The sequence below is a fragment of the Actinomyces sp. oral taxon 448 str. F0400 genome (genome assembly GCF_000220835.1).
Taxonomy (GTDB): domain Bacteria; phylum Actinomycetota; class Actinomycetes; order Actinomycetales; family Actinomycetaceae; genus Actinomyces.
Genome location: NZ_GL985606.1, coordinates 537,968 through 564,819 on the forward strand (window position 1 = coordinate 537,968; position 26,852 = coordinate 564,819).

General features: G+C 71.5%; 22 protein-coding genes. 14 read left to right on the forward strand and 8 right to left on the reverse strand.

The window, feature by feature from the left end; all coding sequences use genetic code 11:
* Positions 1–407 precede the first annotated feature (407 nt).
* The 3 genes from HMPREF9062_RS02340 to HMPREF9062_RS02350 all read right to left on the reverse strand — a co-directional run bounded on the left by HMPREF9062_RS02340 (position 408) and on the right by HMPREF9062_RS02350 (position 4,029).
* Positions 408–1,643 (reverse strand): PLP-dependent transferase, encoded by a 1,236-nt coding sequence (locus HMPREF9062_RS02340; RefSeq protein WP_009748404.1) that lies wholly within the window; start codon positions 1,641–1,643, stop codon positions 408–410.
* A gap of 77 nt (positions 1,644–1,720) precedes the next feature.
* Positions 1,721–3,064, reverse strand: a complete 1,344-nt coding sequence (locus HMPREF9062_RS02345) for a MalY/PatB family protein (RefSeq protein ID WP_009748405.1) — start codon at positions 3,062–3,064, stop codon at positions 1,721–1,723.
* Between the two features lie 407 nt (positions 3,065–3,471).
* Positions 3,472–4,029: a TetR/AcrR family transcriptional regulator gene (locus tag HMPREF9062_RS02350; RefSeq protein WP_009748407.1), complete on the reverse strand. Its 558-nt coding sequence runs from the start codon at positions 4,027–4,029 to the stop codon at positions 3,472–3,474.
* Positions 4,030–4,162: 133 nt separating this feature from the next.
* On the opposite strand from HMPREF9062_RS02350, the gene HMPREF9062_RS12050 reads away from it, so the two are divergent.
* On the forward strand, positions 4,163–5,356 hold the full coding sequence (locus tag HMPREF9062_RS12050) for a hypothetical protein (RefSeq protein WP_009748408.1): 1,194 nt from the start codon (positions 4,163–4,165) through the stop codon (positions 5,354–5,356).
* A gap of 13 nt (positions 5,357–5,369) precedes the next feature.
* On the opposite strand, the gene pulA is transcribed toward HMPREF9062_RS12050, so the two are convergent.
* A complete protein-coding gene (gene pulA / locus HMPREF9062_RS02360; protein ID WP_009748409.1) occupies positions 5,370–8,282 on the reverse strand; it encodes a pullulanase-type alpha-1,6-glucosidase in 2,913 nt (970 codons plus the stop codon).
* A 264-nt stretch (positions 8,283–8,546) separates the two neighbouring features.
* On the opposite strand from pulA, the gene HMPREF9062_RS02365 reads away from it, so the two are divergent.
* The gene (locus HMPREF9062_RS02365) at positions 8,547–8,960 is read left to right on the forward strand and encodes a DUF488 domain-containing protein (RefSeq protein ID WP_009748410.1); all 414 of its coding nucleotides are present in this window, start codon (positions 8,547–8,549) and stop codon (positions 8,958–8,960) included.
* A 115-nt stretch (positions 8,961–9,075) separates the two neighbouring features.
* Here the strand turns inward: HMPREF9062_RS02365 and HMPREF9062_RS02370 are convergent, their stop codons facing one another.
* Entirely contained in the window at positions 9,076–10,671 is a 1,596-nt protein-coding gene (locus tag HMPREF9062_RS02370; RefSeq protein WP_009748411.1) for a hypothetical protein, read from the reverse strand.
* A 109-nt stretch (positions 10,672–10,780) separates the two neighbouring features.
* Positions 10,781–12,166 (reverse strand): replication-associated recombination protein A, encoded by a 1,386-nt coding sequence (locus HMPREF9062_RS02375; protein WP_009748412.1) that lies wholly within the window; start codon positions 12,164–12,166, stop codon positions 10,781–10,783.
* Between the two features lie 184 nt (positions 12,167–12,350).
* Here HMPREF9062_RS02375 and HMPREF9062_RS02380 point away from each other — a divergent pair, with 184 nt between their 5' ends.
* The 9 genes from HMPREF9062_RS02380 (at position 12,351) to HMPREF9062_RS02420 (ending at position 23,085) form a co-directional block, all read left to right on the forward strand.
* On the forward strand, positions 12,351–13,325 hold the full coding sequence (locus HMPREF9062_RS02380; RefSeq protein ID WP_034253569.1) for an SPFH domain-containing protein: 975 nt from the start codon (positions 12,351–12,353) through the stop codon (positions 13,323–13,325).
* Positions 13,326–13,328: 3 nt separating this feature from the next.
* A complete protein-coding gene (locus HMPREF9062_RS02385) occupies positions 13,329–13,550 on the forward strand; it encodes a hypothetical protein (RefSeq protein WP_009748414.1) in 222 nt (73 codons plus the stop codon).
* A 397-nt stretch (positions 13,551–13,947) separates the two neighbouring features.
* Positions 13,948–14,181, forward strand: a complete 234-nt coding sequence (locus tag HMPREF9062_RS02390) for a DUF2191 domain-containing protein (RefSeq protein ID WP_009748415.1) — start codon at positions 13,948–13,950, stop codon at positions 14,179–14,181.
* The gene (locus HMPREF9062_RS02395) at positions 14,168–14,614 is read left to right on the forward strand and encodes a TA system VapC family ribonuclease toxin (RefSeq protein WP_009748416.1); all 447 of its coding nucleotides are present in this window, start codon (positions 14,168–14,170) and stop codon (positions 14,612–14,614) included. Before HMPREF9062_RS02390 ends, HMPREF9062_RS02395 begins: the two co-directional genes overlap by 14 nt.
* 77 nt (positions 14,615–14,691) lie before the next feature.
* Entirely contained in the window at positions 14,692–15,018 is a 327-nt protein-coding gene (locus HMPREF9062_RS02400) for a nucleotidyltransferase family protein (RefSeq protein ID WP_009748417.1), read from the forward strand.
* A 603-nt stretch (positions 15,019–15,621) separates the two neighbouring features.
* On the forward strand, positions 15,622–21,006 hold the full coding sequence (locus tag HMPREF9062_RS02405; RefSeq protein WP_009748419.1) for a DEAD/DEAH box helicase: 5,385 nt from the start codon (positions 15,622–15,624) through the stop codon (positions 21,004–21,006).
* Positions 21,007–21,164: 158 nt separating this feature from the next.
* The gene (locus HMPREF9062_RS02410; protein ID WP_009748420.1) at positions 21,165–21,353 is read left to right on the forward strand and encodes a hypothetical protein; all 189 of its coding nucleotides are present in this window, start codon (positions 21,165–21,167) and stop codon (positions 21,351–21,353) included.
* Complete coding sequence (locus tag HMPREF9062_RS02415; RefSeq protein WP_009748421.1) at positions 21,350–22,300, forward strand: ABC transporter ATP-binding protein; 951 nt, start codon at positions 21,350–21,352, stop codon at positions 22,298–22,300. Before HMPREF9062_RS02410 ends, HMPREF9062_RS02415 begins: the two co-directional genes overlap by 4 nt.
* A gap of 2 nt (positions 22,301–22,302) precedes the next feature.
* A complete protein-coding gene (locus HMPREF9062_RS02420) occupies positions 22,303–23,085 on the forward strand; it encodes an ABC transporter permease (RefSeq protein WP_009748422.1) in 783 nt (260 codons plus the stop codon).
* An 8-nt stretch (positions 23,086–23,093) separates the two neighbouring features.
* On the opposite strand, the gene HMPREF9062_RS02425 is transcribed toward HMPREF9062_RS02420, so the two are convergent.
* Together HMPREF9062_RS02425 and HMPREF9062_RS12790 are read right to left on the reverse strand one after the other, a co-directional pair.
* A complete protein-coding gene (locus HMPREF9062_RS02425) occupies positions 23,094–23,531 on the reverse strand; it encodes a LuxR C-terminal-related transcriptional regulator (protein WP_050795242.1) in 438 nt (145 codons plus the stop codon).
* Positions 23,482–24,018, reverse strand: coding sequence for a hypothetical protein (locus tag HMPREF9062_RS12790; protein WP_156789934.1), 537 nt, complete (start codon positions 24,016–24,018; stop codon positions 23,482–23,484). Before HMPREF9062_RS12790 ends, HMPREF9062_RS02425 begins: the two co-directional genes overlap by 50 nt.
* Between HMPREF9062_RS12790 and HMPREF9062_RS02430 the strand changes: the two genes are divergently transcribed.
* From HMPREF9062_RS02430 to HMPREF9062_RS02440, 3 genes are all read left to right on the forward strand, one after another.
* Entirely contained in the window at positions 24,012–24,617 is a 606-nt protein-coding gene (locus tag HMPREF9062_RS02430) for an ABC transporter permease (RefSeq protein WP_009748425.1), read from the forward strand. The two genes, HMPREF9062_RS12790 and HMPREF9062_RS02430, sit on opposite strands and share 7 nt — an antisense overlap.
* 137 nt (positions 24,618–24,754) lie before the next feature.
* Positions 24,755–25,597, forward strand: coding sequence for a uracil-DNA glycosylase (locus HMPREF9062_RS02435; RefSeq protein ID WP_034254562.1), 843 nt, complete (start codon positions 24,755–24,757; stop codon positions 25,595–25,597).
* A gap of 599 nt (positions 25,598–26,196) precedes the next feature.
* Positions 26,197–26,852 (forward strand): TMEM175 family protein (locus HMPREF9062_RS02440; protein ID WP_009748427.1); only part of this gene is annotated, 656 nt, incomplete at its 3' end.

A 26,852-nucleotide genomic window follows, 5' to 3' on the forward strand; every position in this document is an offset into this window, starting at 1 on the left:
CATGAGGCCCAAGCCGATCGAGAAGAGCATGACGGCGAGAGGAGGAGAATACTCGATCAGTAAGACGAAGCCGAGGAGAAGAGCTGGAGCACTGAGCGTCAGACTTATGAAGGCCTCGGTTCCCCGATCCTGGTCGGCGCGATCGCAAGTGCGGATTCGACCCGACGGGACCCGGCGCGACGTGCTGCTCATGGCCGACTACCATACATGTCGCTCGGGCGCACTGTCGTTGACCGGGTACGGGTCACGTGGCGCTTGCGTCCGGTTGCCGTTAAAGGACGCGTTTCGATCACTTCATTGAAAACGGCGAGGAGCCCTGGATGCAACCATGATGAGGGCATGCGCGAGTCATTTCTGCCGTTGTTCGCCATATCGCAGGTGCAGGAATCAGTCGGAGCTGCGTGCTATCAGTCGCTACCGCTCGTTGCGGCCGCCTCGAGGGCCTGTCGCAGGTCGGCGACCAGGTCCTCGGCGTCCTCGATGCCCACGCTCAGACGCAGCAGCCGATCCGTCAGCCCGTAGGCGGCCCTGGTGGCGGGCGGCACGTCGGCGTGCGTCTGCACGCTCGGACACGTCACCAGCGACTCCACTCCGCCCAGGGATTCGGCGAAGGTGAACACTCGCACCGTCTCCAGGAAGACCGCGATATCGACGTCGTCGGCGGGATCGAAGGAGACCATGCCCGAGCGCCCTGGATACAGCACCCGGCTCACGTGCTCGCTCGCCTCCAGGAACTCCGCCACCAGGAGCGCGTTGGCCTCGTGACGCTTCATGCGCAGAGACAGGGTCTTCAGCCCGCGCAGCAGCAGAAAGCAGTCGAAGGGGCCGAGCGTTGCGCCGGTCGTGTTGAGCCGGTACATCAGACGTTCGCCCAGTTCCGGGTCGGCCACGACGACGGCGCCGGCCATGACGTCGTTGTGCCCGCCCAGGTACTTCGTGGCCGAGTAGACGACGACGTCGGCCCCCCGCTCCAGCGGCCGGCAGACGACCGGGGTGTAGAAGGTGTTGTCCACCACCAGCAGGGCGCCTGCGGCGTGAGCCCAGCCGGCGACGCGCTCGATGTCGATCTCAGCCATCATCGGGTTGGTCGGCGTCTCGATCATGACCAGGGACGCCGGGTTCTTCAGCGCCCCGCGCAGGCCCTCCTCGCCGATGACGAAGTCGACGTCGTAGGCGCCCTCCTCCGCCAGCACCTGGAGGTAGCGGTAGGTGCCGCCGTACAGGTCCTCCAGCGCCACCACCCGACCGCCGTAGGGGGCGAGGGTCTCGACCGCCAGTTGGACCGCCGCCATCCCCGACGACAGGGCGAAGGCTGCCGTTCCGGCGTCCAGACGCGCCAGGGCGTCCTGCAGGACGTCGCGGGTGGGTGAGGCCGTGCGCGTGTAGTCGTAGCCGGTCGACTCGCGCAGGCCCGGGTGGCCGAAGGCGGTTGACAGGTGGATGGGGGTGGTGATCGCGCCGGTCGCCGGATCGGTGGCGGTGCCCACGTGCGCGAGCATCGTGCCCAGGCCCCAGGCCGGCGGCTCGGCGCTCCAGGAGGCGTGATGGTGGAGCGGTACGGCGCGACAGCCGGAGCTCTCGCCGTGGGCGAGGGAGTCCTGTTGGGCGGGGACGGTGAAGGAGGCGGTCGTCGGGGTGGTCATGGTGCAGGTCTTTCTAAGGCGTGTGAGGCGGTGGGAGGTCGGGTTGGTTCGGCTCGGGCACGACCGATCGCGGCGGCTCAGGCGGCGGGAACCGCCGGAGGGCGCCGATCGGCCGCGGCCCGGTGCTCCTGACGGGACAGCAGGGCCGCCACTGCGGCCTCGAGACGATCGAGGGCCTCATCCAGCGTGGCGCGCGGGCAGGCGACGTTGATACGGGTGAAGCCTCGTCCGCCAGCGCCGAAGATCGCGCCGTCGTCGAGCCACAGCCCGGCCTCCTCCAGCACGAAGTCGTCGAGCTCGTCCGGTCTCAGACCCGCGGCCGCGAGCAGACCGGTGCAGTCCAGCCACAGCAGGTACGTGCCCTCGCAGGGGGCCGCCTCGACGCCGGGGATGGCCGCCAGGCGGTCGACGACGTGCTCGCGGGCGGCGGCGATGTGCTCGCGCAACCCGTCGAGCCAGGCGTCCCCGCCCTCGTAGGCGGCCCGGCAGGCGACCAGACCCAGCGTGTTGGGCTGCGAATAGCCGGCCGAGTCCAGCTCGACGCGGAAGCGGGAGCGCAGACCGGGGTCGGGGATGAGAATGTTGGCGACCTGCAGGCCCGCCAGGTTGAAGGCTTTCGACGGGGAGGTGCAGGCGATCGTCCGAGCAGCCGCCTCCGCGCCCAGCGAGGCGAAGGGTGTCGTGCGGTGGCCGGGCAGGGCGAGGTCGGCGTGGATCTCGTCCGCGACGACGACGACGTCGTGGCGGCCGGTCACCTCGGCCAACCCGGCGAGCTCGTCGCGGGACCATACGCGACCGACCGGGTTGTGCGGGTTGCACAGGAGCAGCAACCGCGCGCCCGTGCGGGCGAGGGTCTCCTCCAGAGCGCTCAGGTCGCGCCGATAGACGCCGTCGGCGTCCCGGGACAGCGGAACCGGGGCGACCGTCCTCCCATTGGCCTCGACAACCTCCCGGAAGGGGTAGTAGACGGGCTCCTCGATGACGACGGCATCGCCGGGGGCGCTCAGCGCTCGCACCGCCAGCGCCAGGGCCGGGACGACCCCGGGGGTCACGACGTTCCAGGCGGGGTCGATCCGCCAGCCGTGGCGGCGGGCGAACCAGCCGGTCAGGGCGGCATTGTAGACGGCGTCGGGCTCGGAGTAGCCGAAGATGCCGTGACGCACCCGCCACAGCAGGGCGGAGGTCACGCAGGGCGCGGCAATATGATCCATATCCGCCACCCACAGGGGCAGTGCCGAGGCGGGGCGGCCGCGCTCGGCGGCGAAATCCCATTTCAGGGAGCCGGTGCCGGTGCGGTCGTGGACGACGTCGAAGGGGGAGGGGGTCGCACCGGCGCCGGCGTCCGACGCGGCACTGATGCCGAGGGCGGCGTCCGGGCGCGAGGAGAGGGCGGAGTCGAGGACGAGGGGGAGCGTGGACATGGCTGATCGGTTCCTTGAGACGAGCACGCGCGGCGGCGCCGTCGGGCGGCGGGCGCGTGCGACGAGCGGAGAAGGATGAACACGGGCCGCCGGGAGCGGTTCCGCGGAGTGCGACGAACCGACGGCGCGCAGGCGCACGAGGGCTCGGACTCTGACCGTTATTCGGGCAACAGCGACGGCTGGCGCTGTCAGCGCATGTGCATTCGACGCATGACCAGGGCGCGCACCGGCAGGGCACGGGTCACGAGCGTCGCGGCAATCATGCAGTCAGCGTAGCGTGCGATGCGGCGGCGCTGTCAACTGCGGTCGAGGGGCGGACCCCTCCCGCGCTCGTTGAGCGACCGCATCGGGTCCGCCCGCCGCGGTGACGGCGCGGGGCGTCGGCCGCATGATTCCGGGCCCCGGCCTCATGGGCGCAGGCCGCGCAGGAGAACCTCGACGAGCCAGCGGTCCCAGCCGGGAACCAGCCGGTCCGCGTAGTCGGTCAGCGGGCACGAGATCTGAGCGACGGCGATCTGGAGGTGGGCGGCGCCGACGTCGTCGCGCACCTGCCCGTCCGCCTTCGCATGAGTGAGCACGGCGTCGAGTCGGGCCAGACCGCGCCGGCGGGCGCGCTCCGCCCACGCGGCGTTCGCGGCGAGATCGGGGTCCGCAACGAGCTGCGGGATCAGTCGGCCCAGGTGCAGCGAGACCAGCTCGGCGACGAAGTCGCGCCAGGCGCTGGCGGGATCCTCTCGGCGGTTGTCGTCGTAGCGCTCCGCGATCCGGTCGATGGAGGCGACGACGGCGTCGGTGACTCCGCGAGCCAGATCCTCCTTGCCGGGGAAGTGCCGGTACAGGGTGCCGATGCCGACCCCCGCCTCGGAGGCGATGGCGCGCAGAGGGACGCCGGTGCCGGCGTCGGCCCACAGCTTGATGACGGCGGTGATGATCGCCTCACGGTTCGCGACGGCGTCGGCGCGCACGGCGGTTCTCCTGTTCTCTCGCTCTCGCCGGTCCCGACGGTCGTGGGGCGGCGGCCTTGCACCACTATATGCGGAGGGATATGATCCGTTTGTTTCCGGAACGGTAAGTTCCACTTACGAGAGAGGGGTTCTCATGTCCTCTGCATCATCCGGCCGCCGCGGCAGTACGAGGATGCTTCTGGCCGTCACCGCCGGCGTGCCGGTCGTTATCCTCCTCATGCTCCTGGCCTTCCTCGCTCCCGCGATCAATTCCGGGGCCGAGGACCTGCCGCTGGCCGTCGCAGCCCCGGCCGAGCAGCGCGAGCAGCTGACTGCGGGCCTCGAGGCCGCGGCACCCGGCTCCTTCGACGTCACGGTCGTCGACGACGCCGACGCCGTCACCCGCGCCGTCCAGGATCGCGACGCCATCGGCGGAATCGCCGCGAGCGCCGACGGCATCGAGGTCGTCACCGCCTCGGGCGCCGGGTCGCCCTACGCGGCGCTGCTCAAGAACCTCGCCACCGGTCTGCAGGCTCAGGCCCAGCAGCAGGCCGGCGCCGCCGCGGCGACCGCCGCTCAGGCACAGGGCGCCGACGAGACTCAGATGCAGGTGGCCCAGGCCCAAGCCCGGGCCGCCGCGGCCGACTCGGTCGAAGTCGTCGACGTCGCCCCCCTGGCGAGCGGCGACCCGACCGGTGCCGGTCTGACCTCCATCGGCCTGCCGCTCGTCTTCGGCGGCATGGCTTCGGCGGTTCTGCTGGCCATCGTCCTGACGGCCGCCCCCTGGAAGCGGGTGATCGCGGCGGTGTCCATCGCCGCCGCCGGAGCCCTCATCGCCACTGTCGTGCTGCAGCCCTGGTTCGGCGCGGTCGATGGCGGCTTCTGGCTCACCTGGGCCGGCCTGACCGCCGGCATCGCCGCCATCTGCCTGACCCTCATCGGACTGCACGCCGTGGCCGGGTATGCGGGTTTCGCATTGGGCGCGGTCGTCATGATGTTCGTGTCCAACCCCCTGTCGGGGCTGGCGACGGGGCCGCAGTGGCTCCCCCGCGGCTGGGGCGCACTCGGGCAGATGCTCCCCGTGGGGGCGGCCGGCACCTGGCTGCGCTCGGCCGCCTACTTCGACGGGCGCGGCATGGGCCTGGCGCCGTGGGTGCTGCTCGGCTGGATCCTCGCCGGCCTGCTGCTCGTCGCCGTCGGGGCCTGGCGCGGGCGGTCGCGCGCCGAGAACCGACGTGACGGCGGACGGGTCGAGGAGGCGACGACCGCCGGTGAGCCCTCGACCGCCCGGGAGGGGGCCGGCGAGGCGGAGGGCGCCGAGACTGTGGCGCCCTCCGCTGGCGTCTGAGACGGCCTCCCGCTCAGGCCTCGACGAGGACGGCGACCGTGCGCGCGGGCACCGTCACCGTGCCGGTGGCCGAGTCGAAGCGCGTGTCGCGCACCACCGGGTCGGCGCCCTCCGCCTGAACGTCGCAGAGCTCGAGGAAACGACCCACGAGGGCGTCGACCCGCTGGCTGACTTCGCGGGGCGTCATGTTGAACACCACCACGACCCCGTCCAGCGCCGGGTCCACGTCCGCCTCCCCGGCGCCGTCGTCGATCACCATGACGATGACGCCCGGCTGCGCCTGCGGACCGGCCGTCGGGAAGCTCACGCGCTCGCGGATCAGCTCGGCCGATCCCAGGGAGAACAGCGGGGTGGAGCGCCGCAGCCGCAGCAGATCGAGAGCCTGGGCGCGTGCGGAGGCGATGTCGTGGGTGGTCGGGCGCAGGTCGTCGCGGATGAGGATCTCGGCCTGAATGATCCAGGTTTCGAAGTTGCGATTCGCCGGGGGCAGCCCCCGACCCCACCCGTTGTCCCGACCGGTCCAGTCGATGGCGTTGAAGTAGTCGCCGGAGTTGTAGGAGTCGGCGTCCAACGACTTGCTGCGCAGCAGTTCGGAGCCCGCCGCCCAGAAGCACGGCGACTGCCCCAGGGTGATGGCCGCCAGGCACAGGGTGTTCATGCGCACCCGGTCGGCCATCGCGGTGCCCAGCGGCAGCTTGTAGGTGAGGCGGTCGAAGAGGGTCTCGTCATCGTGGGCGGCCACGTAGGCGATCGAATCGATGGGCTGGTCGCCGTAGGCGGCCGGGGAGTCGCCGTAGGTGATCTCCTCGCCGCGGCGCCACCGCCCGTCGGAGGTTGCGAGCCCGTAGTCGCGCAGGTTGCCGGCCAGGGACAGCCGCAGCAGGTCGCTTCGCCAGGCCAGGTCGTGGCGCACCTGCTCCTCATCGCGGTTCTCCAGGGCGTTGGGGGCGGTCAGCTCGCCGTTGCCCAGGCCCTGATTCGCCCGCGGGTCGGCCTGCTCGAAGGAGCCGCCGTGGACGGCATCGCGCACGCGGTCGTTGAATGTGCCGATGCCCAGCTCCCCGAGCTGGCCCTGACGGGCCTGCCGGAAGAGGGCGTTGTCGGCGACCTCCCCCATGTTCCAGCCCTCGCCGTAGAGGTAGATCGGGTGGCCGACAGCGTCCTCGGCGATCTCGGCCAGCGCCTCGCGCAGGCGCGCCATGGTCCCTACGCTGTGGTAACCCATGAGGTCGAAGCGGAAGCCGTCGACCCGGTAGTCGCGCACCCACGCCACGCAGGAGTCGATCATGAGGCGCTCGGCCATGGCGCGCTCGGTGGCGATGTTGTTGCAGCAGGTGCTCATTTCGACGTCGCCCGCGGCGTCCAGACGGTGGTAGTAGCCGGGCACGATCCGGTCCAGGACGGAGCGGGCCTCCTGACCCGCCGCTGCGGTGTGGTTGTAGACCTGGTCGAGGACGACCTGGAGACCCATGCCGTGCAGCGCCCCCACCATGGCCCGCGCCTCGCGGGTGCGCGCTCCGCCGTTCTGGTGGCCCTGGCGGGCGTAGGAGCCCTCCGGAGCCATCCAGTGATACGGGTCGTACCCCCAGTTGTAGGCATCCCGGTCGGCGACGGCGGCGATCGCGGCCTGGGGCCGGCGCGAGGCCGCCGAGGCGTCGGGCGGGATCACGGGCACCTGCTGGTCCGCCCGGTCCTCGGGGATGGAGGCGATGTCGAAGATCGGCAGCAGGTGCAGGGTGTCGATGCCCGCGCTCGCCAGCGCGCGCAGGTGCCGGGTTCCGGCCGAGTCGACGGTGAAGGCCGCGTACGTTCCGCGCAGGTCGGGCGGCACGGAGGCATCGGCGGCGGAGAAGTCCCGCACGTGGAGTTCGTAAATGGCGCGGGCGGCGTCGCAGGCGACGGCGGAGGCCAGATTCTCGCACCAGGCGGCCGGTTTGAGGGCGCGCTGGTCGAGGTCGACAGCGACCGAGCGGTGCGAGTCCACCGTGAGCGCCGTGCTGTAGGGGTCGGTGACCCGGTTGACCTCGATTCGGCGGGTCGAGGGGATGTAGACCTCGACCTCCCACAGGTACTGCGCGCCGGCGCCGATCCGCCCCGGGCTCACCACCCAGCGTCCGTCGTCGAGCCGGCGGGCCTGCACTCGCGCCGGCGGACCGTCGACCAGGGGCGCCGACCCCGTCGGGTCCCCGGTCTCCCAGACCAGGAGTGTGACGGCCAGGGCCGTGGGCGCCCACAGGGCGAAGGCCGGAGCGCCCCGGCCGGGGCCCGCGTCCGTCCGGGCCGCCGGGCTCGCGTCCGCGAAATGCACGCCCAGGGGCGCCGAGCCGTCCCTGGCCGAGGCGGCCCGCCCCCACAACCGGTCGATCAACGGCCAGGTCTGCACGCCGGTGAAAGCGGTCAGCCAACCGCCGGTGGCCGTAGCGGTGCGCTGGAGGACGGCGAGCTGACCGGTCAGGAACCCCTCGACGTCCTCAAGACCCAGACGGGGCTCGCCGAAGTCGTCGGCCGTGGTCAGCGCCAGGTAGCCCTCCAGCTGGGGGTGGGCGGCGACGAGGTCGGAATCGAGGCCGCCGAGCAGGGTCAGGGGGACCTCCGAGTCGTGAGTGCCGTGACGCAGCAGTCCCTCCTCGATGCGAGCCCGACCGTCGGGGGAGGCCACCAGGGAGAAGGAGACGGGCGGGGCGCTCAGGGGACGCCCGACGTCGGGGCCCACGCACATCGAGCGGGTCACGCCGTGGGGGAGCAGATCGGCCGGCCAGGCCAGGGTCGTCTCGTCGACCCAGTAGGCGCGGGACTGGCCGACCCCCGGCACATCCCGCCGCACTGGGGCGTCGTGGTGGCGGCGCGGACCGACCGGCCGGGTCGCGGACGCGGAGCGTCCTGCGCGGGCCGGGTCGTCGGCGCCGGAACGAGGAATGACAGTCACGGGGCACCACCTTCCTGATGACGGGATCAGCCTTGCACGTCGGGCCGCATCCCGCCAGGGCCGGAAGGCGCGGGTCGCCCAGCGAATCGGGTCGCCGGCCGCGCCGTCACCGCCGGCGGGCTCCGATGGAGGCGCCGGCGGACGGCGCGGCGACCGGGTCGGCCTCCCGCCGTCGGGCGCCGAGGGCGTCCCCGAGCGCCGGGGTACCGGCGGTTCGCGGCGGAGGGGATGCCGCGACGTGCGCGTCCCTCTTATGGTGGAGACATGACTCCTGATCGCACTGCCGCCCTGCCCGAGCCCGAGAACGTCGTCATCAAGGGGGTGCGGGACGAGCCCTCACCCGATGACGGCCGTCGGGTCCTGGTCGACCGTCTGTGGCCGCGCGGGGTGAGTAAGGCGCGAGCCGAGCTCGACGAATGGGCTAAGGACGCCACGCCGTCGACGGACTTGCGGCGGGCCTTCCACTCCGGGGATCTGACGTGGGAGCAGTTCGTCCCCGCCTACCGCGCCGAACTGGCCGAGGAGCCGCGGGCCGTGGCGGCGGTCGACGAGCTGCGCGCCCAGGCGCTGGACGGACGGGTGAGCCTGCTGATCGCCGGGCACGACAGGAACCGCACTCACGCCCGGGTACTGCGCGAGGCCATCCTCGGCGTGGACGACCCGGACCTGCCGAGCTGAAACCGTAGCCGCATCGGTGGGTTGATCCCGCGCCCGGCCCGGTCCGCCGGGACGAGGACCGCGGGCGAGCACGTGACAGGGCGGCGGGACCCCGCCGCTCGGCTCCCGGCGCGCCTCAGGACTGGGTGTTGGGCATGAGATAATGAGGGCCGACGAAGCCCACATGGATCTTTCCTGTTTTTCCACGGGTGTCATCGTGGAAGTAAATTCGGGGCGAGATGTTGCTGCCGCCCTCAGCGATCTTGAGATGACTGTACATGTACGTCCTGCCGCTGGGGTCGACGTCGGTCGAGACGGGCAGCAGCCTGCAGCTGTTGAACTTCGGGCTCTGCCTGACGGTCTCGCTCTCCGTCATCGACAGCTTCTTCTCAGTGGCGGGCCAGCCTTCGGGAAATCCCTCCGCGCACCACTCCCAGAATCCTCCGGGAAACTTCGTCTCCCTGCGGTACCTGGCATATGCGGCCAGGGCCCGAAGCCCGCGCCACGCGGTATTGCCCCAGGCCGCGGCCCGGGGGCTCGCCACCAAGCACGCGAGGTCGTGCTCGGCCTTCTCCGGTAGGCACAGATCCTCGCTCAGGTAGGATTGCGCCGCCAGAATAGCCTCCTCGATGTCCTGCACCGTATCGGGTGCGTCAGTTCCGGGGTCGTCCTTCGCCCCCCAGTACACGTGCGATTCGCCGGCTTTTTCCAACTCCTCGCGCAGACGCACGAGGTGCCCGCGGAGCCTATTCACCTCATTGTCGCGTTCTTCGAGCTCCTCGCGAAGCGTGTCGTTCTCGGCCACGAACTCCGCCAGGTCCGCCTCCAGAGCCGCGGTCCTGTCGAGCGCCACCGCCTCAGCGCCCCTCGACGGAGAGAAAATTGCGAGGGGCGGCGGTGTCGGCAACCGGGCGGACAGCGCCGCGGCGGTCTCGACGACCCGGTCGATACCGGCGGTCCACGAGGGCCGAAGGCGGCTGAGAGGGAAGGACTTGTGCCTCCAACCGTCGGACTCGCGGTCGAGAGGAGCCGAGGAGTAGACGCGCACGCAGCCGTTCCACACCCCTAGATTCCCCACGCGATCGCGCAGCGCCCAGGACGCTTCGCGGTCCAGGGTGAAGACGTTGGCGAACCCTCTGACGCGCTCGGCGATCACATCCGCCCGGGCGAGCCACCTCCCGCCGTCGTCCCCGTACGGCTGAGTGCACACGACCGCCGGCAGGAGGCGTCCGGGAAGCCTTAGGACGTCGTTGATCAGAATCGGCACGCCATTGGCCGGAATCGCCTGCGGGGCGGACAGAAGCGGCAACGATCCCAGCCTCGGCCTTCCCGGGAACCCGAGAAGATCATCGACGACGCGAGGACGCGCGATACCGACCCGCCTCGCCGGGTCGGACGTCTCCATCCGATCCTCGACCATGACATCGACCCGTTCATCGTCGCCGACGACCCTGACGACGACCGTCCACCGGGTGGTGGAGTTCCAGCCATCGGCCGTCTTGTCCCAGACGACTCCCTCCACCCCCTCCAGGGATCGGCCCCTGTCCGCAACCGAGCGCAGGCTCACTGTTCTTTCCCGGTCGGCCATCATGACGGGGCTTTCACCATCGGGGAGAGTGCTTTGCTCCCCACTGGTCGCCCAGATGGTGAAGCGTGCTCGTGCGCCCGACAGGTAGTGCGCGATGCCGCCGACCGGCTTATCGTGCCACTGAATGCGGGACAGTACGCTCATAGAGGCCCTTCTCGAACTGGACGGGCGAGGGACATCGAATCGTCCCACGACCGGTACCGACCCAGGCTACTCGTGACCGACTTGTTCTCGAGGGTTCCCTCCGGGCGCGTCAGTGCTCTTCTTGTGCGCGTGGGTCCCGCCTGATCCGACGCAGCTCCTCCCAGCGGGCCAGGCGCTCGCGGATGCCCCGCTCGTAACCGTTGTCCGTGGGTTCGTAGAAAGGTTCGCGCCCGCCCGGCGGAGCGTAGTCATCGGGGAAGTAGTCGGCTCCGGAGAAGCCGTCGGGCGCATCGGGGTCGTACTGGTAGCCCTCGCCGTAGCCGAGCTTTTTCATCAAACCCGTGGGCGCGTTGAGGATGTGCGCCGGCGGAGCGAGCGATCCGGTTCCGCGGGCGGCCTTCCGCGCCCGAGTCAGCCCCCGGTAGACCGCGACCGACTTGGGCGCGGTGGCCAGGTGGACCACGGCCTGGGCGATAGCGAGCTCGCCCTCGGGCGAGCCGAGGCGCTCGTAGGCGTCCCAGGCGGCCAGCGTCGTCCGCAGCGCCTCCGGGTCGGCCATCCCCACGTCCTCGCTGGCGAAACGGGTCAGGCGGCGCACGATGTAGAGGGGATCCTCCCCGCCGTCGAGCATCCGCGCCAGCCAGTACAGGGCCGCGTCCGGATCGCATCCGCGCATCGACTTGTGGAGGGCGGAGATGAGGTTGTAATGCTCCTCGCCCGATTTGTCGTACAGGGGCGCCCGTGAGGTGACGACGGCAGTCAGGTCCTCGGCGGTCAGGTCCTCGGCGTCGCCCCCGCTCCCCTGGAGGCGCTCCCAACCCAGGATCTGCTCGACCATGCCCAGCAGATAGCGGCCGTCGCCGTCGGCCATGGCGAGCAGGGCGGCGCGGGCCTCGCCCGTCAGGGGCGGACGCCGGCCGATGGCCGCCTCGGCGCGGGTGAGGAGCTCGGTCAGGGCGGCCTCGCCCAGGCGGTGCAAAACCAGGACCTGGCAGCGCGACAGCAGGGCGCCGTTCAGCTCGAAGCTCGGGTTCTCCGTGGTGGCGCCGACCAGGACGACCGTCCCGTCCTCGACGTAGGGCAGGAAGGAGTCCTGCTGGGCGCGGTTGAACCGGTGGATCTCGTCGACGAACAGCAGCGTGCCCTGTCCGATCCCGCGGCGACGGGCGGCGGCGGTGAAGACCTTGCGCAGGTCCGCCACGCCCGAGAAGGTCGCCGAGACCTGCTCGAAGACCAGGCCGGTGCGCTCGGCGAGCAGCCGGGCGATGGTCGTCTTCCCGCAGCCGGGCGGACCCCACAGGATGATCGAGGACAGGCGGCCCGCCTCGATCATGCGGCCCAGCGGCGCATTCGGAGCCAGCAGGTGGTCTTGGCCGACAACGTCGGCCAGCGTGCGCGGGCGCAGGCGATCCGCGAGCGGCCGCGTCGGATCCCCGACGACGGCGGCCCCGTCCTCCGCCGCGGCGTCGAAGAGGGAGGCGTCCTGCGGGCTCATGACTCCAGACTACGGCGGGCCGCCGACGGCCGGGCGGGCGCGGGAGGAGCCGGCCGCCGAAGGAGCGCTGCCGCACCGAGTCGACCTCGGGCTTGTGCGCGCCCAAAAAATAGATATCATATTGATAGATCCGGTCCTCCCGGGCGCGCATGCCGCCCGGCGCCGGCGCTACCGAGGAGGCCCCGTGCCCGACACACCGAACACCACTACTGCTACCGCTGCGCACGCCAACGCGCCCGAGCCGTCCACCGCTCGCGTCGACATCACCGAGAGGCCCGCGCGCGCCGCGGGATCGGGCGCGGCCTTCCTCGGCCTCGTTCTCCTGCTGGTGGGTCTGGCCGGCTCGATCCTCCTGGTCGTCAGAGGCTGTGTCATCGCCGGCGGGGGCGAGCAGAATCGAGGCGTGCCGCTGATCGTCGCCGGAAGCGTCACGTTCGTGGTCGTTCTCGTGCTCACGAGCTGCCTGGTCATCGTCGTCCCCGGTCAGACCAGCGTCCGCCAGTTCCTGGGCCGGTACATCGGCACCGTGCGCCGCCCGGGGCTCGCGCTCGTCCCGCCGCTGACCAACGGCAAGAAGGTCTCCGTCAAAGTTCACAACTTCGAGACCAACGAGCTCAAGGTCAACGACCTGGACGGCAACCCCGTCACCATCGCCGCCATCGTCGTGTGGCAGGTGGCCGACACGGCCCGCGCCGTCTTCGCCGTCGAGGCCTACGAGGAGTTCATCAGGGCCCAGGCCGAGTCCGCGCTGCGCCACGTCGCCACCGTCCACCCCTACGACGAGCCCGGTCCGGGCGAAACCTCCCTGCGCGGGGGCACCGACGTCGTCTCCGCCGAGCTGGCCGCCGAGGTCGCCGCCCGGGTCGCGCTGGCCGGCCTGGAGATCGTCGAGGTGCGCATCTCCTCGCTCGCCTACGCTCCCGAGATCGCCCAGGCCATGCTCCAGCGCCAGCAGGCCGGCGCCGTCATCGCCGCCCGCGAGCAGATCGTCGAGGGCGCCGTCACCATGGTCGACCAGGCTCTCAGACGCCTGGAGAACGACGACATCGTCGCCATGGACGATGAGCGCCGCGCACAGATGGTCTCTAACCTCCTGGTGGTCCTGTGCTCCGACCAGCGCACCCAGCCCGTGGTCAACACCGGCTCGCTCTACGCCTGAGCCGTGGCCCGAGGGCAGCGCCGGCAAGTCCTGCTCCGGCTGGACCCCGCCGTCCACGCGGCCGTGGCCAAGTGGGCGGCGGACGACCTGCGCTCGGTCAACGCCCAGATCGAGATCATCCTGCGCCGGGCGCTCGCCGACGCCGGGCGCGGGGTCGAGGCGGCGCCCATGCGCGGGCGAGGGCGGCCGCGCAAGGATTCCGGGAAGCCGCGCGGGAACGAGTGACGGCGATAGTCGGGACGCGGAGAAAGCGACGGCATCGCCCCGAGCGGCCGGCGGTCCGGGCGTCGGCCACCGGACGCCCGGAAGATCGCGGGCATCGCCCCGGACGGCCGGCGGCTCTCTCGGGTCCGCGATTCCGGGGGCTTGTCGTGCCAGGTGCGTACGGTCATGAATCTGTTCAGGCGCTCGAGGCTCTTCTCGCTGTTCGCCCCGTTCATGGCCTCCTCGACGGCGGCGACGGCGTTGCGGTAGGTGGCGTTGAGCTCGAGAGGACTTGCCCGAGCCGGAGACCCCGGCCACCGCCGCGACGTCGCCGTCAATGCCGTTAATGCCGTCAACGCCGTGCGCGGCGCGCCATGAGAGCGGTGATGCGGAGATGCGGTGATGCTACTGTGTTCTCATGCGGACAACGCTGGATATCGATGACAGTGTTCTCGCCGTCGCGAGGGAGAAGGCGCGGCGCGAGGGCCTCTCCCTCGGCCGGGCCGTGTCGGACTACGCGCTGCGCGGGATTCGCGGTGGCGGACCGGACGCCGGCTCTCGCGGGGTCCCCGTTTTCACGCCTCCTCAAGGGGGCCCGCCTCATACGGTGACCCTGGACCTCGTCGAGAGGCACCGCGATGGCGACGAGTGAGCGAGTGCTGCGCCTGCTCGACGTCAACGTGATGCTTGCGCTCTCTCTGGCCAATCACGCTCATCACAGGGTCGCCACCAGCTGGTTCGAGGATGTCGGCGCATGGGCCACGTGTCCGATCACCGAGTCCGCGTACTGCCGGCTCCTGCTCAACTCGCATGTCACGGGGTTCGAGCTCGGCGTCTCGGAGGTCTTCGATGCCTTGAGGACGTTCTGCTCGGTCAGCGGGCACGAGCTCATCGAGGACTCGGCGTCATTGACCGCTCCTGCCATCGATGTCAGCGGGCTCGTCGGACGCCGTCAGATCACGGACTTCCATCTTGTGGACCTCGCGGCGCGTTCCGGGGCTCTGCTGGCGACGCTGGACGCGCGGATCCCTCCGGCTCTGGCGCACGAGGATCGCCGCTTCGTCGAGGTCATCCCCGTCGACTGAGGGGTGGGCGGCTGCGCGAGGAGGAATGACGACGGGGCTGGATGCGTCCGATAGCGCCTGTGCTATGTGCTGTTCCCATGAGTCGTTTCCGCTCCGACGACGCTCCTGCGCTCATCCGCGCCGCTGATTACCGTCCCTCGGTCCCACTCACCGCACACGCCGACGAGATCCGTGAGCGGGCTCGGACGCACGGCCTGGGCGATCTCAGAGTTTTCGGGTCGGAGGTACGCGGCGAGGACGGATTCGATTCCGATATCGACCTGGTGGTCACGCCGTCGGCCGAGACCGATCTGTTCGATCTCGCTCTGTTCGTCCGCGAGGTCGAGGAGCTCACCGGGCTCCCGACGGATGCGGTCTCCGATGCGGAGATGCCCGCCATACTGGAGCGCCTCCGCAGGCGGTAACGGGCGGACCCGCCTCGCACCGGGTCCGATGATAAGCGCCTCGGCGCTGCGGCCGAGTCGTGGTGACCCGCCGTCTCGGCCGAGCGAGCGGGTGCCTCGGGGGCCGGATGACGGCTGATGCCGGGTCGCTCCTCTCCCGAGGACGCCCGTTCCGACCGCTCGGTGTCCAAATCTGCCACAAAGGGCCGGACTGCGCTGTACCGGAAGACGACAATCGTTGAAATTCCGGGTCTCGTCCCATCGCTGATGCCGCTTCGCGGCTTCTTTGTGGCAGATTTGGACACGCGTCGCCCAGGCTTGGTCCCGCGCGCCTCATGCGACTCATGCGTTCCATCGGGATCGCGCCTCGACCTCTCGATCTCGGGCGCGGCCAGTTTCTGCGGGATCCGTTGGAGACGGGCCCGGCCGGAGCCGATTGCCCGACTCCCGCCCCGACGGATCCCCTTCATTCGCGCATTCGTACTGGCGCGGGCCGGTGCCCGTAGTGCCGGCGGTGATGGTCAGGATGGTGAAGGCGTCGCATTGCCGGCCGACGGTGACGCCGGAGCGTCCCGAGCTGTCGCGCCCGCGGTTCGTGTCTACTGCCCCCGCCATACTGGATGCATGACCCTTAAACCGACCGCAGCTGCGAGGGCCCTGGACGCCTTCGCCTCCGCGACCCGGACCTGGTTCGGCTCCGCCTTCCCGAGCGGCCCGACGCCGGTCCAGGAGCGCACCTGGGCGGTCATCGGTCGCGGCGAGAACGCGCTGGTCATCGCGCCCACCGGATCGGGCAAGACGCTGGCCGCTTTCCTGTCCGCCATCGACCGGCTCATCCAGGACGCCGCGCCCGGACATGACGCGACCGGACCCGCACGGGCGAGACGGCGCGGCGTGCGCGTGCTGTACATCTCCCCGCTCAAGGCCCTGGGCGCCGACGTCGAGCGCAACCTGCGCCGGCCGCTGTCCGCCATCACCGCCGCCGGCCTCGGCGCCAGCGCCGCGCCGGTCACCGTCGGCGTGCGCAGCGGGGACACGCCCGCCGCCGAGCGCCGCCGTCTGCGCACCCGCCCGCCCGACATCCTCATCACGACGCCCGAATCCCTCTACCTCATGCTCACGTCCGCTGTGCGCGAGACCCTGCGCGGCGTCCAGACCGTCATCGTCGACGAGATCCACTCCTTCGCCGCCAGCAAGCGCGGCACCCACCTGGCGCTGAGTCTGGAGCGGCTCGATGACCTCCTGGAGCGTCCCGCTCAGCGCATCGGCCTGTCCGCTACCGTCGCCCCGCGCGAGGAGATCGCCCGCTTCCTGGGCGGGGGCCGCCCCGTGTCCGTCATCGCAGCCGATTCCTCGACGACGCCGGAGGTGAGCGTAATCGCCCCCGTGGCCGACATGGCTCGCGTGCCCGCCACCGCCGACCGGCGCACCCGCATGGAGCGGGCCGGGCGGACAGGGCGAGCCGGTCGGGCTGCGGCGCTGGGGCCTGCGCGCGGGGGCCGTCCGGGTCGCGGGGACGGGCGGGGCGCCTGGAGGTCGGACCGCTCTCTGCGCCGCGCCCTGGCCGATACAGCCGGCGCTGGCGATCCCGCGCCCGGCGACGTCGGGGTGGGGGATGCGTCGCGGGGATCGGACCCGGGCGACGCGGCCGGGGCGGACGGGACGGACGGCGCCGCGGGATCGGGCCCGGCCGACCGGGTGGGCGGACCGGGGTCCCCGCTTTCCGCCGCCCGCATCGGGCGCACGGGCGACGGCGCCCGGCGGACGGCCTCCATCTGGCCGCACATCGAGGAGGCGGTCCTCGACCAGGTGGTCGCTCACCGCACGACGCTCGTCTTCGTCAACTCCCGCGGCGCCTGCGAGAGACTGACCGCGCACCTCAACGAGGCCTGGGCCCTGCGCGCGGGCGCCGGGTCGACCGCTCCCGACGCCGGGAGCGGATCGGCTGCCGGGAGCGGGCCCGAACCCGCCCGAGTCCGCGAATCCTGGGAGATGGGCGAGACCGCGTACGCCTTGCCCCTGCCCGGGAGCGCCCCCGTCATCGCCAAGGCCCACCACGGCTCGGTGTCCAAGGAGCAGCGCCTCGCCATCGAGCGCGAGCTCAAGTCCGGTCGGCTGCGCTGCGTGGTCGCCACCGCCTCCCTCGAGCTGGGCATCGACATGGGCGCCATCGACCTCGTCCTCCAGATCGCGCCCCCGCCGTCGGTCGCCTCCGGCATGCAGCGGGTGGGCCGGGCCGACCACCGCGTCGGCGGGCGGCCGCACGGCATCATCTACCCCGTCGAGCGCACTCAGCTCATCGACGCCGCCGTCACCGCTGAGGGCATGCGCGCCGGCGACATTGAGCGCACCGTGCTCGTGACCAACGCCCTGGACGTTCTGGCTCAGCAGACCGTCGCCGCCGCCGTCGTCGAGGACCTGGACCCCGACGCCTGGTACGCCACCGTCCGACGCGCCGCCCCCTACGCCGGCCTGCCGCGCCCGGCCTTCGACTCCGTCCTGGAGATGCTCACCGGCGCCTACGCCTGCGCGGACCTGAGCGACTTCGCCCCGCGCCTCGTGCGCGATCCTGGCACCGGCGTGCTCACCGCCCGGCCCGGCGCCCAGCGCCTGGCCGTCACCGCTTCGGGCACCATCCCCGACCGCGGCATGTTCCCCGTCGTCCTGCCCGAGGGCGCCCGAGACGGCGGGCGGCGGCGCATCGGCGAGCTCGACGAGGAGATGGTCAACGAAACCGCCGTCGGCGACATCGTCACGCTGGGCACCACGGGCTGGCGGGTGCGGGAGATCGGCGCCGACCGCGTCGTCGTCGACCCCGCCCCCGGCCGCAGCTCCCGCCTGCCCTTCTGGAGGGGGGACGGGCCCGGGCGCCCCGCCGCCACCGGCGCCGCCAGGGGCGCCTTCCTGCGCGAGGCCGCTGCAGGACTGCCGGATGGGCCGGGGCCGGACGGCGCCCCGGACGGCGGGGCCCGGGCGTCCCGGACTGTCACCGGCGGACCCGCTGCGGCCAGTGATGAGGCGGTTGACGGCGCCGGCCCTGAGACGGCCGACCCCGCTGAGACGGCCGGCCGGGCGGCCTCGGCCGACGTCGGCGCGAGGCCCGCCCTCCTGGACCGCCTCGCCGCCGCCGGCCTGGACGACGCCGCCCGGTCCAACCTCATCGCCCTGCTGCACGAACAGCGGGCCGTCACCGGCGTCGTCCCCAGCGACACCGCTCTCGTGCTGGAGCGGTATAAGGACGAGGGCGGCAGCTGGCGGATCATCCTCCACAGCCCTTACGGACGGCGCGTCCACGAGCCGTGGGCCATGGCGATCCGCGAGCGCGTGCGCCGGCTGCTCGGCCTCGCCCCGCAGGTCGTCGCCGCCGACGACGGCATCGTCCTCCAGGTGCCGGCCGTGCGGGAGGAGGCCGTCGGCGGGGCCGGCTCCCGCGGTCCGTTCGGCGCCGCCGGCCCGCTCGGGGCCGAGCTTGTCGTCTTCGACGCCGAGGAGCTGACCCGGTTCGTGCGTTCGCGCATCGACGGGACCGCCCTGTTCGCCGCCCGCTTCCGCGAGTGCGCCGCCCGCTCCCTGCTCATGCCGGCGGCCGTTCCCGGCCGGCGCACGCCCCTGTGGCTCCAGCGCATCAAATCCGGCCAGCTCCTCGAGGCGGCCCGACGGTTCCCCGACTTCCCCGTTCTGGTGGAGGCGGCCCGCGAGTGCCTTCAGGACGTCTACGACCTGCCCGCCCTGGCCCGCCTCATGGAGCGGATCGCCGCCGGGAGGGTGCGGATCATCGACGTGACCACCCCGGCGCCCTCGCCCTTCGCCCACCCGCTCCTGTTCGGCTACACGGGCGCCCTGCTCTACCAGGAGGATCTGCCTCACGCCGAGCGTCGCGCCCGGCTGCTGTCCCTGGATCCCGACGCCGTCGCCGCCCTGATCGGTGACGACGGCGTGGCCGATCTGCTGGACGAGGAGGTCCTGGCGCGCGTCGACGCCGAGCTGCAACGGCTCGCCCCCGAGCGCCGAGCGCGCCCCGACGCCGAGGGGATCGCGGACCTGCTGCGCGAGCTCGGGCCGCTGACCCTCGGCGGGCTGGCTGCGCGGTGCCGAGTCGGGGAGAGCGCGGGCGGGGATGCGGAAGCGGTTGGTGCGCCCGCTGCCGCTGCCGTCCGCGACGCGCTCGCCGAGCTGGAACGCGCCCGGCGGGCCCTGCCGGTGCGGATCGGCGGGCACGAGTACTGGGCGCGCGCCGAGGACGCTCCGTTGCTCCGCGCGGCCCTGGGCGTCGACGTCCCGCACTGGGTCCGGCAGCGGGAATCCGCCGCACGCCGTCCGGTCGGGCGCGGCCCGCTGGACGACCTCGTCCTGCGTCATGCGCGCACCCGCGCCGGGGTGAGCGCCCGCAGCGTCGCCGACGCCTTCGGCCTCGAGCCGGACGCGGCCGGTGAGGCTCTCGCCCGCCTGGGAGCCGACGGCGCCCTCGTGCGACTCGGCGGCGCCGATACGGGTGACGGGGCGGGCGGTGGTCGAGCCGACGGGCGGTGGATGGCTCCCGACGTCCTGCGGCGCGTGCGCAGCCGCTCTCTGGCCCGGGCGCGGCGGGCCACCCGGCCCGTGAGCCCGCACGCTCTCCAGCGACTCGTCCTGGCCCGCGCCGGCGTCGCCGAGCCGCGCGGCGGCATCGACGCGCTCGCCGACGCCGTCGCATCCTTAGAGGGAGCCTGGCTGCCCGCAGCCGCCTGGGAGAGGACGGTCCTTCCGGCGCGCGTCGCCGACTACCGTCCCGCCATGCTCGACGAGCTCGTCGCCGCTGGCGACATCATCTGGCAGGCGCGCTCGCGCACCCCGCGGGAGGGGTCCGACCGGGGCGAAGGAGCGCGCTCGCGGTCGACCACGCCCGAAGAACGGTCCGGAGGAGAACGGGCCGCGCCGGACCCGGGGACCGCCCCGGCGTCGGCATCGAGCCGGGCCGCCGAACCGCCCGCCGAGATCGCCCTGCATCCGTCCGACTCCCCGCTGGCGCCCGGGATGGGCGAGCCCCTCAGCGCCGACGCGCAGCACGCCGCCGAGGTCTGGAGCCTGGCCGGGCGCGGCCTGGCCACCGCATCCTCCTTCGGACCGGTGCGACGCGCCTTGAGTCCGAGTCCGGCCGGGCCGCCGCGCAGGCGGGTGCGCAGCCGCCGCGGTCGTGGTCGCTACACGGGCCTCCTCGGCTCGCGGGCGCCGGCGGCCGGGAGTGGCCCGACCGGCTCCGGCCCCGCCGCCCTCGTGGTGGGGCCGGCCTGGCACCGGCTGCAGGAGGCGCGGGTTGACGACGCTCGGGCGGCCCTGGCGAGCGTTGAATCCCTCCTGGACCGCTACGGCGTCATCACACCGGATTTCGCGCTCGCGGCCGGGCTGCCCGGCGGGATCGGGCCGCTCATGCCGCTGCTGCGCCGGATGGAGGACACCGGGGCGCTGCTGCGCGGGGGCTTCGTCGAGGGACTCGGCCCGCTCCAGTTCGCCGAGCGGGAGACCGTCGAGGCGCTGCGCTCCTTCGATGGGCGGGACGGCGCGGGAGATGGGGCCGACGGCGCCGGGGCCCGGGCGGATTCAGCGGGCCGAGCCGTCGTCGTCGACCTTACGGATCCCGCCTGCCTGGTGGGCCGCGGCGTGCCCTGGCCGGCGCCGGCGCTGCCCCCCGATTTCCGGGCGGGGGACGTATCGCGCACCCCGATGCGGCGACAGGGGACCGGCGTCGTCCTGCTCGACGGGCGGCCCGTGCTCTACGCTGGGCAGAACCTGCGCGCGCTCGTGTCGTACACGGATGAGCGCGATGAGCTGGAGACGGCGCTGGAGGTTCTCGTCGTGGCGCAGCGGCGGGCGGCGGAGCAGGAGGCGGCGGGCGCCGGGCCGCGCCGTGTGGAGACCCTCAACGGGATCCCCGCCGTCGACCGGACGGTCGCCGAACTGCTGGGAGGGGCCGGATTGGTGCGCGAACCCAAGGGCATGCGGCTGGTCATCGACCCCTACGGGCGCCGCTGAGCGGAAGCCGGCGGCGCCACCGCCCGTGCTGGGAGACGATACTCGGCACTCGGCGATTCTCCGCGGGGGATCCACTCCCCGGGCCCCGCCTCGGGCAGGGGCTGGTCGTCCTGAGCTCGGCGTTCCCCGAGGGCGTCGGCGGCGTCGGCGCGGACGACATGCTCGGGGCCGAACTGGTGCTGCTCACCAACGAGACCCTGGCAGTGCACGCGGCCTCGGCCGCACCGGAATTCCCGCTCGACCTGGTACATGTGCACATCAATAGAATCGGGCTCAACCCGCCCGAGGAGTGCCTGGCCGCCTACCTGTTCGCCATCAACCACCGCTCGAGGAGACACCCACCATGACCGACCAGAGCCCCGCTCTTGAGCTGCGGGACGTCCGCAAGCGCTACGACACACCCGGAGGGACCATCGACGCCCTCGCGGGCATGACCCTCACCGCCGAGCAGCACAAGATCCACGCCTTCCTCGGCCCCAACGGCGCCGGGAAGAGCACCTCCCTGGAGATGACGGTTGGCCTGCGCACCCCCGACTCGGGCACCGTGCGCACCCTGGGCCTCGACCCGCGCACGGCACGGGACGAGCTCAGCCGCCGCGTCGCCATTCAGCCGCAGGAGGCCAAGATCTTCGAGTACCTGCGCGTCGGCGAGCTCCTGGACCTGTGGTCCTCCTTCTACGACCACCCCCGCCCCGCCGGCGAGATCCTCGACTCCCTCGAACTCACGAAGTTCGTCAAGCGCCAGGTGACGAAGCTCTCGGGGGGCACACTCCAACGCCTCAACGTCGCCCTGGCGATGGTCTCCGACCCCGAGCTGCTCATTCTCGACGAGCCCTCCACCGGCCTGGATCCGCGGGCCCGGGAACGGCTGTGGTCGGTCCTGTCCAGCTGGAGGGACCACGGCACCACGATCGTCCTGTCCACGCACTCCATGGAGGAGGCCACCGCGCTGGCGGACTTCGTCTTCATCGTGGACCGCGGCCGGTGCGTCAGCTCCGGAACCCCCGAGGAACTGATCTCCTCCTTCGCCGGAGGACCGGCAGTCGTCTTCCGCCTGTCCGGGGATCTGTCCGACGACAACGCCGCCCGGCTGAAGTCCCTCGGAGACCTCACGGTCAACCCGGACCGCTCCGCCACCCTCAACACGGCGCGGACCGATGAGGCGCTCGCCCTCCTGTCCCGCACCGCCGGATGCCACGATCTCGGCATTCGGCGCCCCACGCTGGGCGACGCCTACCTGGCGGCCACCGGCACCGAACTGACCGCCGCCACCACGACACCCTCGGGAGACTGACCATGAGCACCATCGCGATCGCCGGCGCGCACCGCAGCACCCGGCCCCTCATCCTCACCCACTGGCGGGAGATGTCCCGTAATCGGGCGAACTTCTACTTCGTCCTCATCTTCCCCTTCCTCATGGCCGGAATATTCCTGGGCCTGAATAAGATCCTCAGCTCCTCCGTGGAGGGTTCGGGGCCCGATTTCTCGACGCTCGTGGTCCCGTTTGCGCTGTGCCTGGGTCTCACCGGGACGTGCATGACCCTGACCTCCGGCCCGATCGCCGAGTACCGGCAGCACGGCACCCTGCGCATTCTGGGCACCACCCCGGTCTCGCGCAGCCGTTTCATCGTGACCCACCTGGCCGTTCGAGTCGTCCTTGCGGTCGTGCTCAGCATCCTAGTTGTCGCTGCGGGGGTGGCACTGGATTCTGCTGAGGCGGGCGCCGTGTGGCGCGTTGTCCTCGTCGCCCTGCCCTCCTCTGTCCTATTCCTCGGCCTGGGCTACCTCATCGGCTCGCTCATCGATTCCGGGCAGACCGCCACCAATATCGCCACCTTTACCGGACTGTTCTTCCTGTTCGCGTCGGGAGTCGCATTCCCCCAAGAGCTCCTCTCCGACTCGATCAAGCGTGTGCTCGACTTTCTCCCCACGACTTACTTCGGGGACCTGCTGTTCTGGATCTCCGGAGGCCAGCAGAGGCACGGGACTCTTCTGGACTTCGTGATCCTCATCGTGTCCGCAGTTGTAGTCGTCCCCCTGGCTATCAAAGCCTTCCGTTGGGAGACTGCGAGGAATTGAGCGGGTCGTCAGCCTCCGACTCCCCTTTTGTGCGCCTCGACGACGATCTCAAGACGGCTGCCGACGTCCAACTTCCGCATGATGGAGGAGACGTGGGTTTTCACGGTGGTCTCCGCAACGTTCATCTGGCGTGCGATCTGGTGGTTCGTGCGGGCCTGGCACAGGAGGCGGAGCACCTGCTGCTCGCGGTCGGACAGGTCCAGGTCCGCGATGGAGCCGGCGGTGGGGGACTGCCCTTGGAGGTATCGGTCCAGGACGCGGCTGGTCGGTCCGGGGGAGAGGACCTTGCCGCCGGCGTGAATGGTGCGAATCGCTTCTGCGATCTCCGCCGGACGAGTTGTTTTGAGGAGGAAGCCGGAGGCTCCGGCCGCGATCCCGCCGTCGAGGAAGGAGTCGTCATCGAAGGTTGTCAGCAGGAGAACCCGCGTTCTCTCGGTGATCTTCATGATCCGAACTCGCATCAGCACTACGCACAACAACAGCAACACAGAAGCAGATGCCCAACCGCACAGCCTGACCCAGAAGGAACGGCACCATGTCGTGGCCCAAGCGCCAGGCCAGGAGGTCCCCGGCGACGGTGGCCGCCGCGATGGCGAGAGCCTGCGGCCGGCGGTGTGCTCGCAGGAGGACGAACAGGGCGAACCACGCGGCGATCGCTGTTCCCCCGCCTGGAGTGCCAGTGATGCCGATGCTGCAGACCACGCTTGGTGCCAGCGCTGCTGTGGCCGTCCACGGGAAACGGGGGACGAGCAGCAGCGCCCAGGGAGCGAACAACCCCACGGCGTCACCCGGCTCGAACCTCTGGAACAGCGCCGGAACGGTGGAGAAGCACAGGCTGATGGCCACGAGGGCACCCAGCCCCCGGCGCGCACGCAGGCCCGAGCGCAGCCGATCGGCGGTGTGGTGGAGCATCGGTGGCGACAGGGATGGCACACGCGATCGTTGATCTCATCGGACCTAATGTCATGGGTTTCGGCATCGCCTTTATCGGACTGTTCGCCGGCGCCATGAATATCGCTGAGTGGAGGGAGAAGGGTGTGGTGCGCGTCCTGCGTTGCGCACCCATGAGCGCGTATCAGATCCTCGCTTGTTCCCTAACAGTCGCGACCGTCTCGGCCTGGATTCAGACGATTCTCATCGCCGTGGTGAGTGTGACGCCGATGGTTGGGATGACGCTTTCTGTGTGGGCGGCCCTATCGGTGATCCCAGTATTTCTTGGAACACTACTGTTCTACTCGCTCGGAGTTCTCATCGGGCAGGTCGTTCCCACGATTTCTGCCGTATCATTTATTATCTCACTCATTGTTATGCCTATGGGCGTCGTCTCCGGAGCCGTGATGCCCCTGGAGGCTCTGCCGAATTGGGTTCAGACGGTCTCAGAGTTCCTTCCGCTGACCTACCTCCTGGATGCGATCCGCTGGCCTTTGACTGGTGTGGCGCCCCTGAGTGACTGTCTGCGCGGCTGTGGGCTCACCGCTGCTGCAGGTATCCTTTTGTTCTGGCTCAGCGCACGGTTCATGCGCTGGAACTAGGGCCCGAGGCGGCTCTTATCCGCCGGCAGTACCGCATGGTCGGCGGGCCTCAACGCCCGTACGCCCGGACCCGCCGGCCAGCTCGCGGAAGACGATCGGACCCGGGAGCACGGCCCCCGGTGCGCGACAATGGGACCGTGACGGACCCGCACCCTCTGACCGGACGACCTTTCGACTCCCCGGTCCCGCCGGGAACCGGCTGGCCCGGCGACCCGGCCGACGCCCGCACCCCAGTGGCCCGCTCGGCCGACGGCGTCGCTCGCCTGGCCGGCACCACGGCCGACCCGGCGACCCTCGACGCCCGCATATCGGTGTGCCGGGCCTGCCCGCGCCTGGTCGCCTGGCGCGAGGAGGTCGCCACCACCGGGCGTCGCGCCTCCTTCGTCCACGAGCCCTACTGGGGGCGGCCAGTGCCCAGCATCGGACCGGCGGACGCGCGCATCTACGTCGTCGGCCTGGCACCCGCCGCCAACGGCGCCAATCGCACCGGCCGGATGTTCACCGGCGACCGCTCCGGGGACTGGCTGTGGGCCGCCTTCCACCGCGCCGGCCTGGCCACCCGCGGCACCTCCCAGGCGGCCGGCGACGGCACTGAGCCGATCGACCTGCGCATGGGCGCCGCGGTGCGCTGCGCGCCGCCCGCCAACAAACCGACCACGACTGAGAAAACCACCTGCTTGCCGTGGATCGCCCGTGAGCTGGAGCTCATGACGCACGTGCGCGTGCTGTTGGCGCTCGGTGGGATCGCCTGGGACACCGCCCTGCGGGTCGTACGTCAGGCAGGCTGGACTGTGCCCCGGCCCAAACCGCGCTTCGCTCACGGCGCCGAGGCCGCCCTCACGCGCCCCGACGGCCGGGCGATCACGCTGCTGGCCAGCTACCACCCCAGTCAGCAGAACACCTTCACCGGTCGGCTCACCGAGGACATGCTCGACGCCGTGCTCGCCCGTGCCGGTGAGCTGGCCAAGTCCGCCGACTGATCGTCCCGGCCGCGCGAACCGAGTCCGCTGGGCTGGGTGAGCAGGCCCGTGCCGAAGCTCTGGAAGATGCGGCGGTCGGCGTCGAAGAGGTCCCGCCGTGGACGGCGTCGTGCACTCCGGCCGGCCAGGGCCACGGCGACGGCGTCAGCGCCGTCGAGGGCCCGCGTGAGCTCCCCGGCGCTGGCCGATGCTGGCCGCCTCCGCGGGGAGGACCGGTGGCGACGTCGTCGGCCTGCGCGGGGCATGAGAAGCCGGTCGTGACTGTGGCCGTGATCCGGGTCTTGGGCAGTCGGCCCTCCTCGGGGCGGGGCCTCGGGCAGCCGTCCCTCACCGCGAGGGAGCGAGGACCGCGGGCGGGGAGCGCTTGCACGAGTCCCGTGGTCCGGGCCAGGATCATCCCCGGGCGGCGGTGAGCGCCGTGAGTATCGAGCGGGATCGGATGGGGCCGCCCGTGGTGAACCGTGGCGACGACGTCGAGGGGGGGCGTGAACGGCATGCCTGGTGGCCGGAATGACAAGAGGCGTGACAGCGACAGCGGTGTCGGCGATGGTGGCGGTGCCGATAGGGCGGGCAGCGCTGACGGCGTTGACGAGGGGCCCATGGTGGAGGAGACGGATGACGAGGCCGCTCGCATGTCGCCGGGGCGGTTGGAGGCCTTCAGCGACGGCGTCATCGCGATCGCCATCACGCTGCTGAGCCTGGAGATCAGGCTTCCGGAGGACCTGAGCCTGCTCGACGGGCTGTCCTCGCTGTGGCCAAGCTACGTGGGCTTCGTGCTCAGCTTCCTGCTGATCGGGCAGGTGTGGCTCAATCATCACGCCATCTTCCAGCGGATTCGGTATGTCGATCAGTGGGTCCTCGTCTGGAATCTGCTGCTTCTGCTGGACGTCGCCTTCCTCCCCTTCGCCACCACCGTGCTCACCCGCGCCCTCAAGACCGGTGGGGAGGCGCGGGCCGGCGCCGTCTTCTACGGCCTGGTCATGATGTTCGGCGGCTTCTTCTTCAACGGCCTGTGGCAGGCGGCCATCAGGGACAGGGGCTGCTTGAGGCCCGGGGTACCCGACGCCGTTGTGCGGGCCATGACGCGGCGCTTCGCCATGGGGCCGATCCTCTACGCGATCGCCGCGGCCGTGAGCATGGTCAGCGCCTGGCTGAGCGTGACCACATACTTGCTCCTCATCGTCTTCTACACGCTGGGAGGCTCCCGGCGCCGCGGCGGGAGCCGGGAGCCGCGGCGGTCCGTCGGCGCAGCGCG

What these genes read in the sequence shown, in the direction of transcription:
- HMPREF9062_RS02345 (WP_009748405.1), bottom strand. Translation starts at nt 3,064, where the DNA reads ATGTCCACGCTCCCCCTCGTCCTCGACTCCGCCCTCTCCTCGCGCCCG.
- HMPREF9062_RS02400 (WP_009748417.1), top strand. Translation starts at nt 14,692, where the DNA reads ATGAGTCGTTTCCGCTCCGACGACGCTCCTGCGCTCATCCGCGCCGCT.
- HMPREF9062_RS02425 (WP_050795242.1), bottom strand. Translation starts at nt 23,531, where the DNA reads ATGAAGATCACCGAGAGAACGCGGGTTCTCCTGCTGACAACCTTCGAT.
- HMPREF9062_RS12050 (WP_009748408.1), top strand. Translation starts at nt 4,163, where the DNA reads ATGTCCTCTGCATCATCCGGCCGCCGCGGCAGTACGAGGATGCTTCTG.
- HMPREF9062_RS02415 (WP_009748421.1), top strand. Translation starts at nt 21,350, where the DNA reads ATGACCGACCAGAGCCCCGCTCTTGAGCTGCGGGACGTCCGCAAGCGC.
- HMPREF9062_RS02390 (WP_009748415.1), top strand. Translation starts at nt 13,948, where the DNA reads ATGCGGACAACGCTGGATATCGATGACAGTGTTCTCGCCGTCGCGAGG.
- HMPREF9062_RS02410 (WP_009748420.1), top strand. Translation starts at nt 21,165, where the DNA reads ATGCTCGGGGCCGAACTGGTGCTGCTCACCAACGAGACCCTGGCAGTG.
- HMPREF9062_RS02430 (WP_009748425.1), top strand. Translation starts at nt 24,012, where the DNA reads ATGGCACACGCGATCGTTGATCTCATCGGACCTAATGTCATGGGTTTC.
- HMPREF9062_RS02375 (WP_009748412.1), bottom strand. Translation starts at nt 12,166, where the DNA reads ATGAGCCCGCAGGACGCCTCCCTCTTCGACGCCGCGGCGGAGGACGGG.
- HMPREF9062_RS02365 (WP_009748410.1), top strand. Translation starts at nt 8,547, where the DNA reads ATGACTCCTGATCGCACTGCCGCCCTGCCCGAGCCCGAGAACGTCGTC.
- HMPREF9062_RS02405 (WP_009748419.1), top strand. Translation starts at nt 15,622, where the DNA reads ATGACCCTTAAACCGACCGCAGCTGCGAGGGCCCTGGACGCCTTCGCC.
- HMPREF9062_RS02395 (WP_009748416.1), top strand. Translation starts at nt 14,168, where the DNA reads ATGGCGACGAGTGAGCGAGTGCTGCGCCTGCTCGACGTCAACGTGATG.
- HMPREF9062_RS02370 (WP_009748411.1), bottom strand. Translation starts at nt 10,671, where the DNA reads ATGAGCGTACTGTCCCGCATTCAGTGGCACGATAAGCCGGTCGGCGGC.
- HMPREF9062_RS02340 (WP_009748404.1), bottom strand. Translation starts at nt 1,643, where the DNA reads ATGACCACCCCGACGACCGCCTCCTTCACCGTCCCCGCCCAACAGGAC.
- HMPREF9062_RS02420 (WP_009748422.1), top strand. Translation starts at nt 22,303, where the DNA reads ATGAGCACCATCGCGATCGCCGGCGCGCACCGCAGCACCCGGCCCCTC.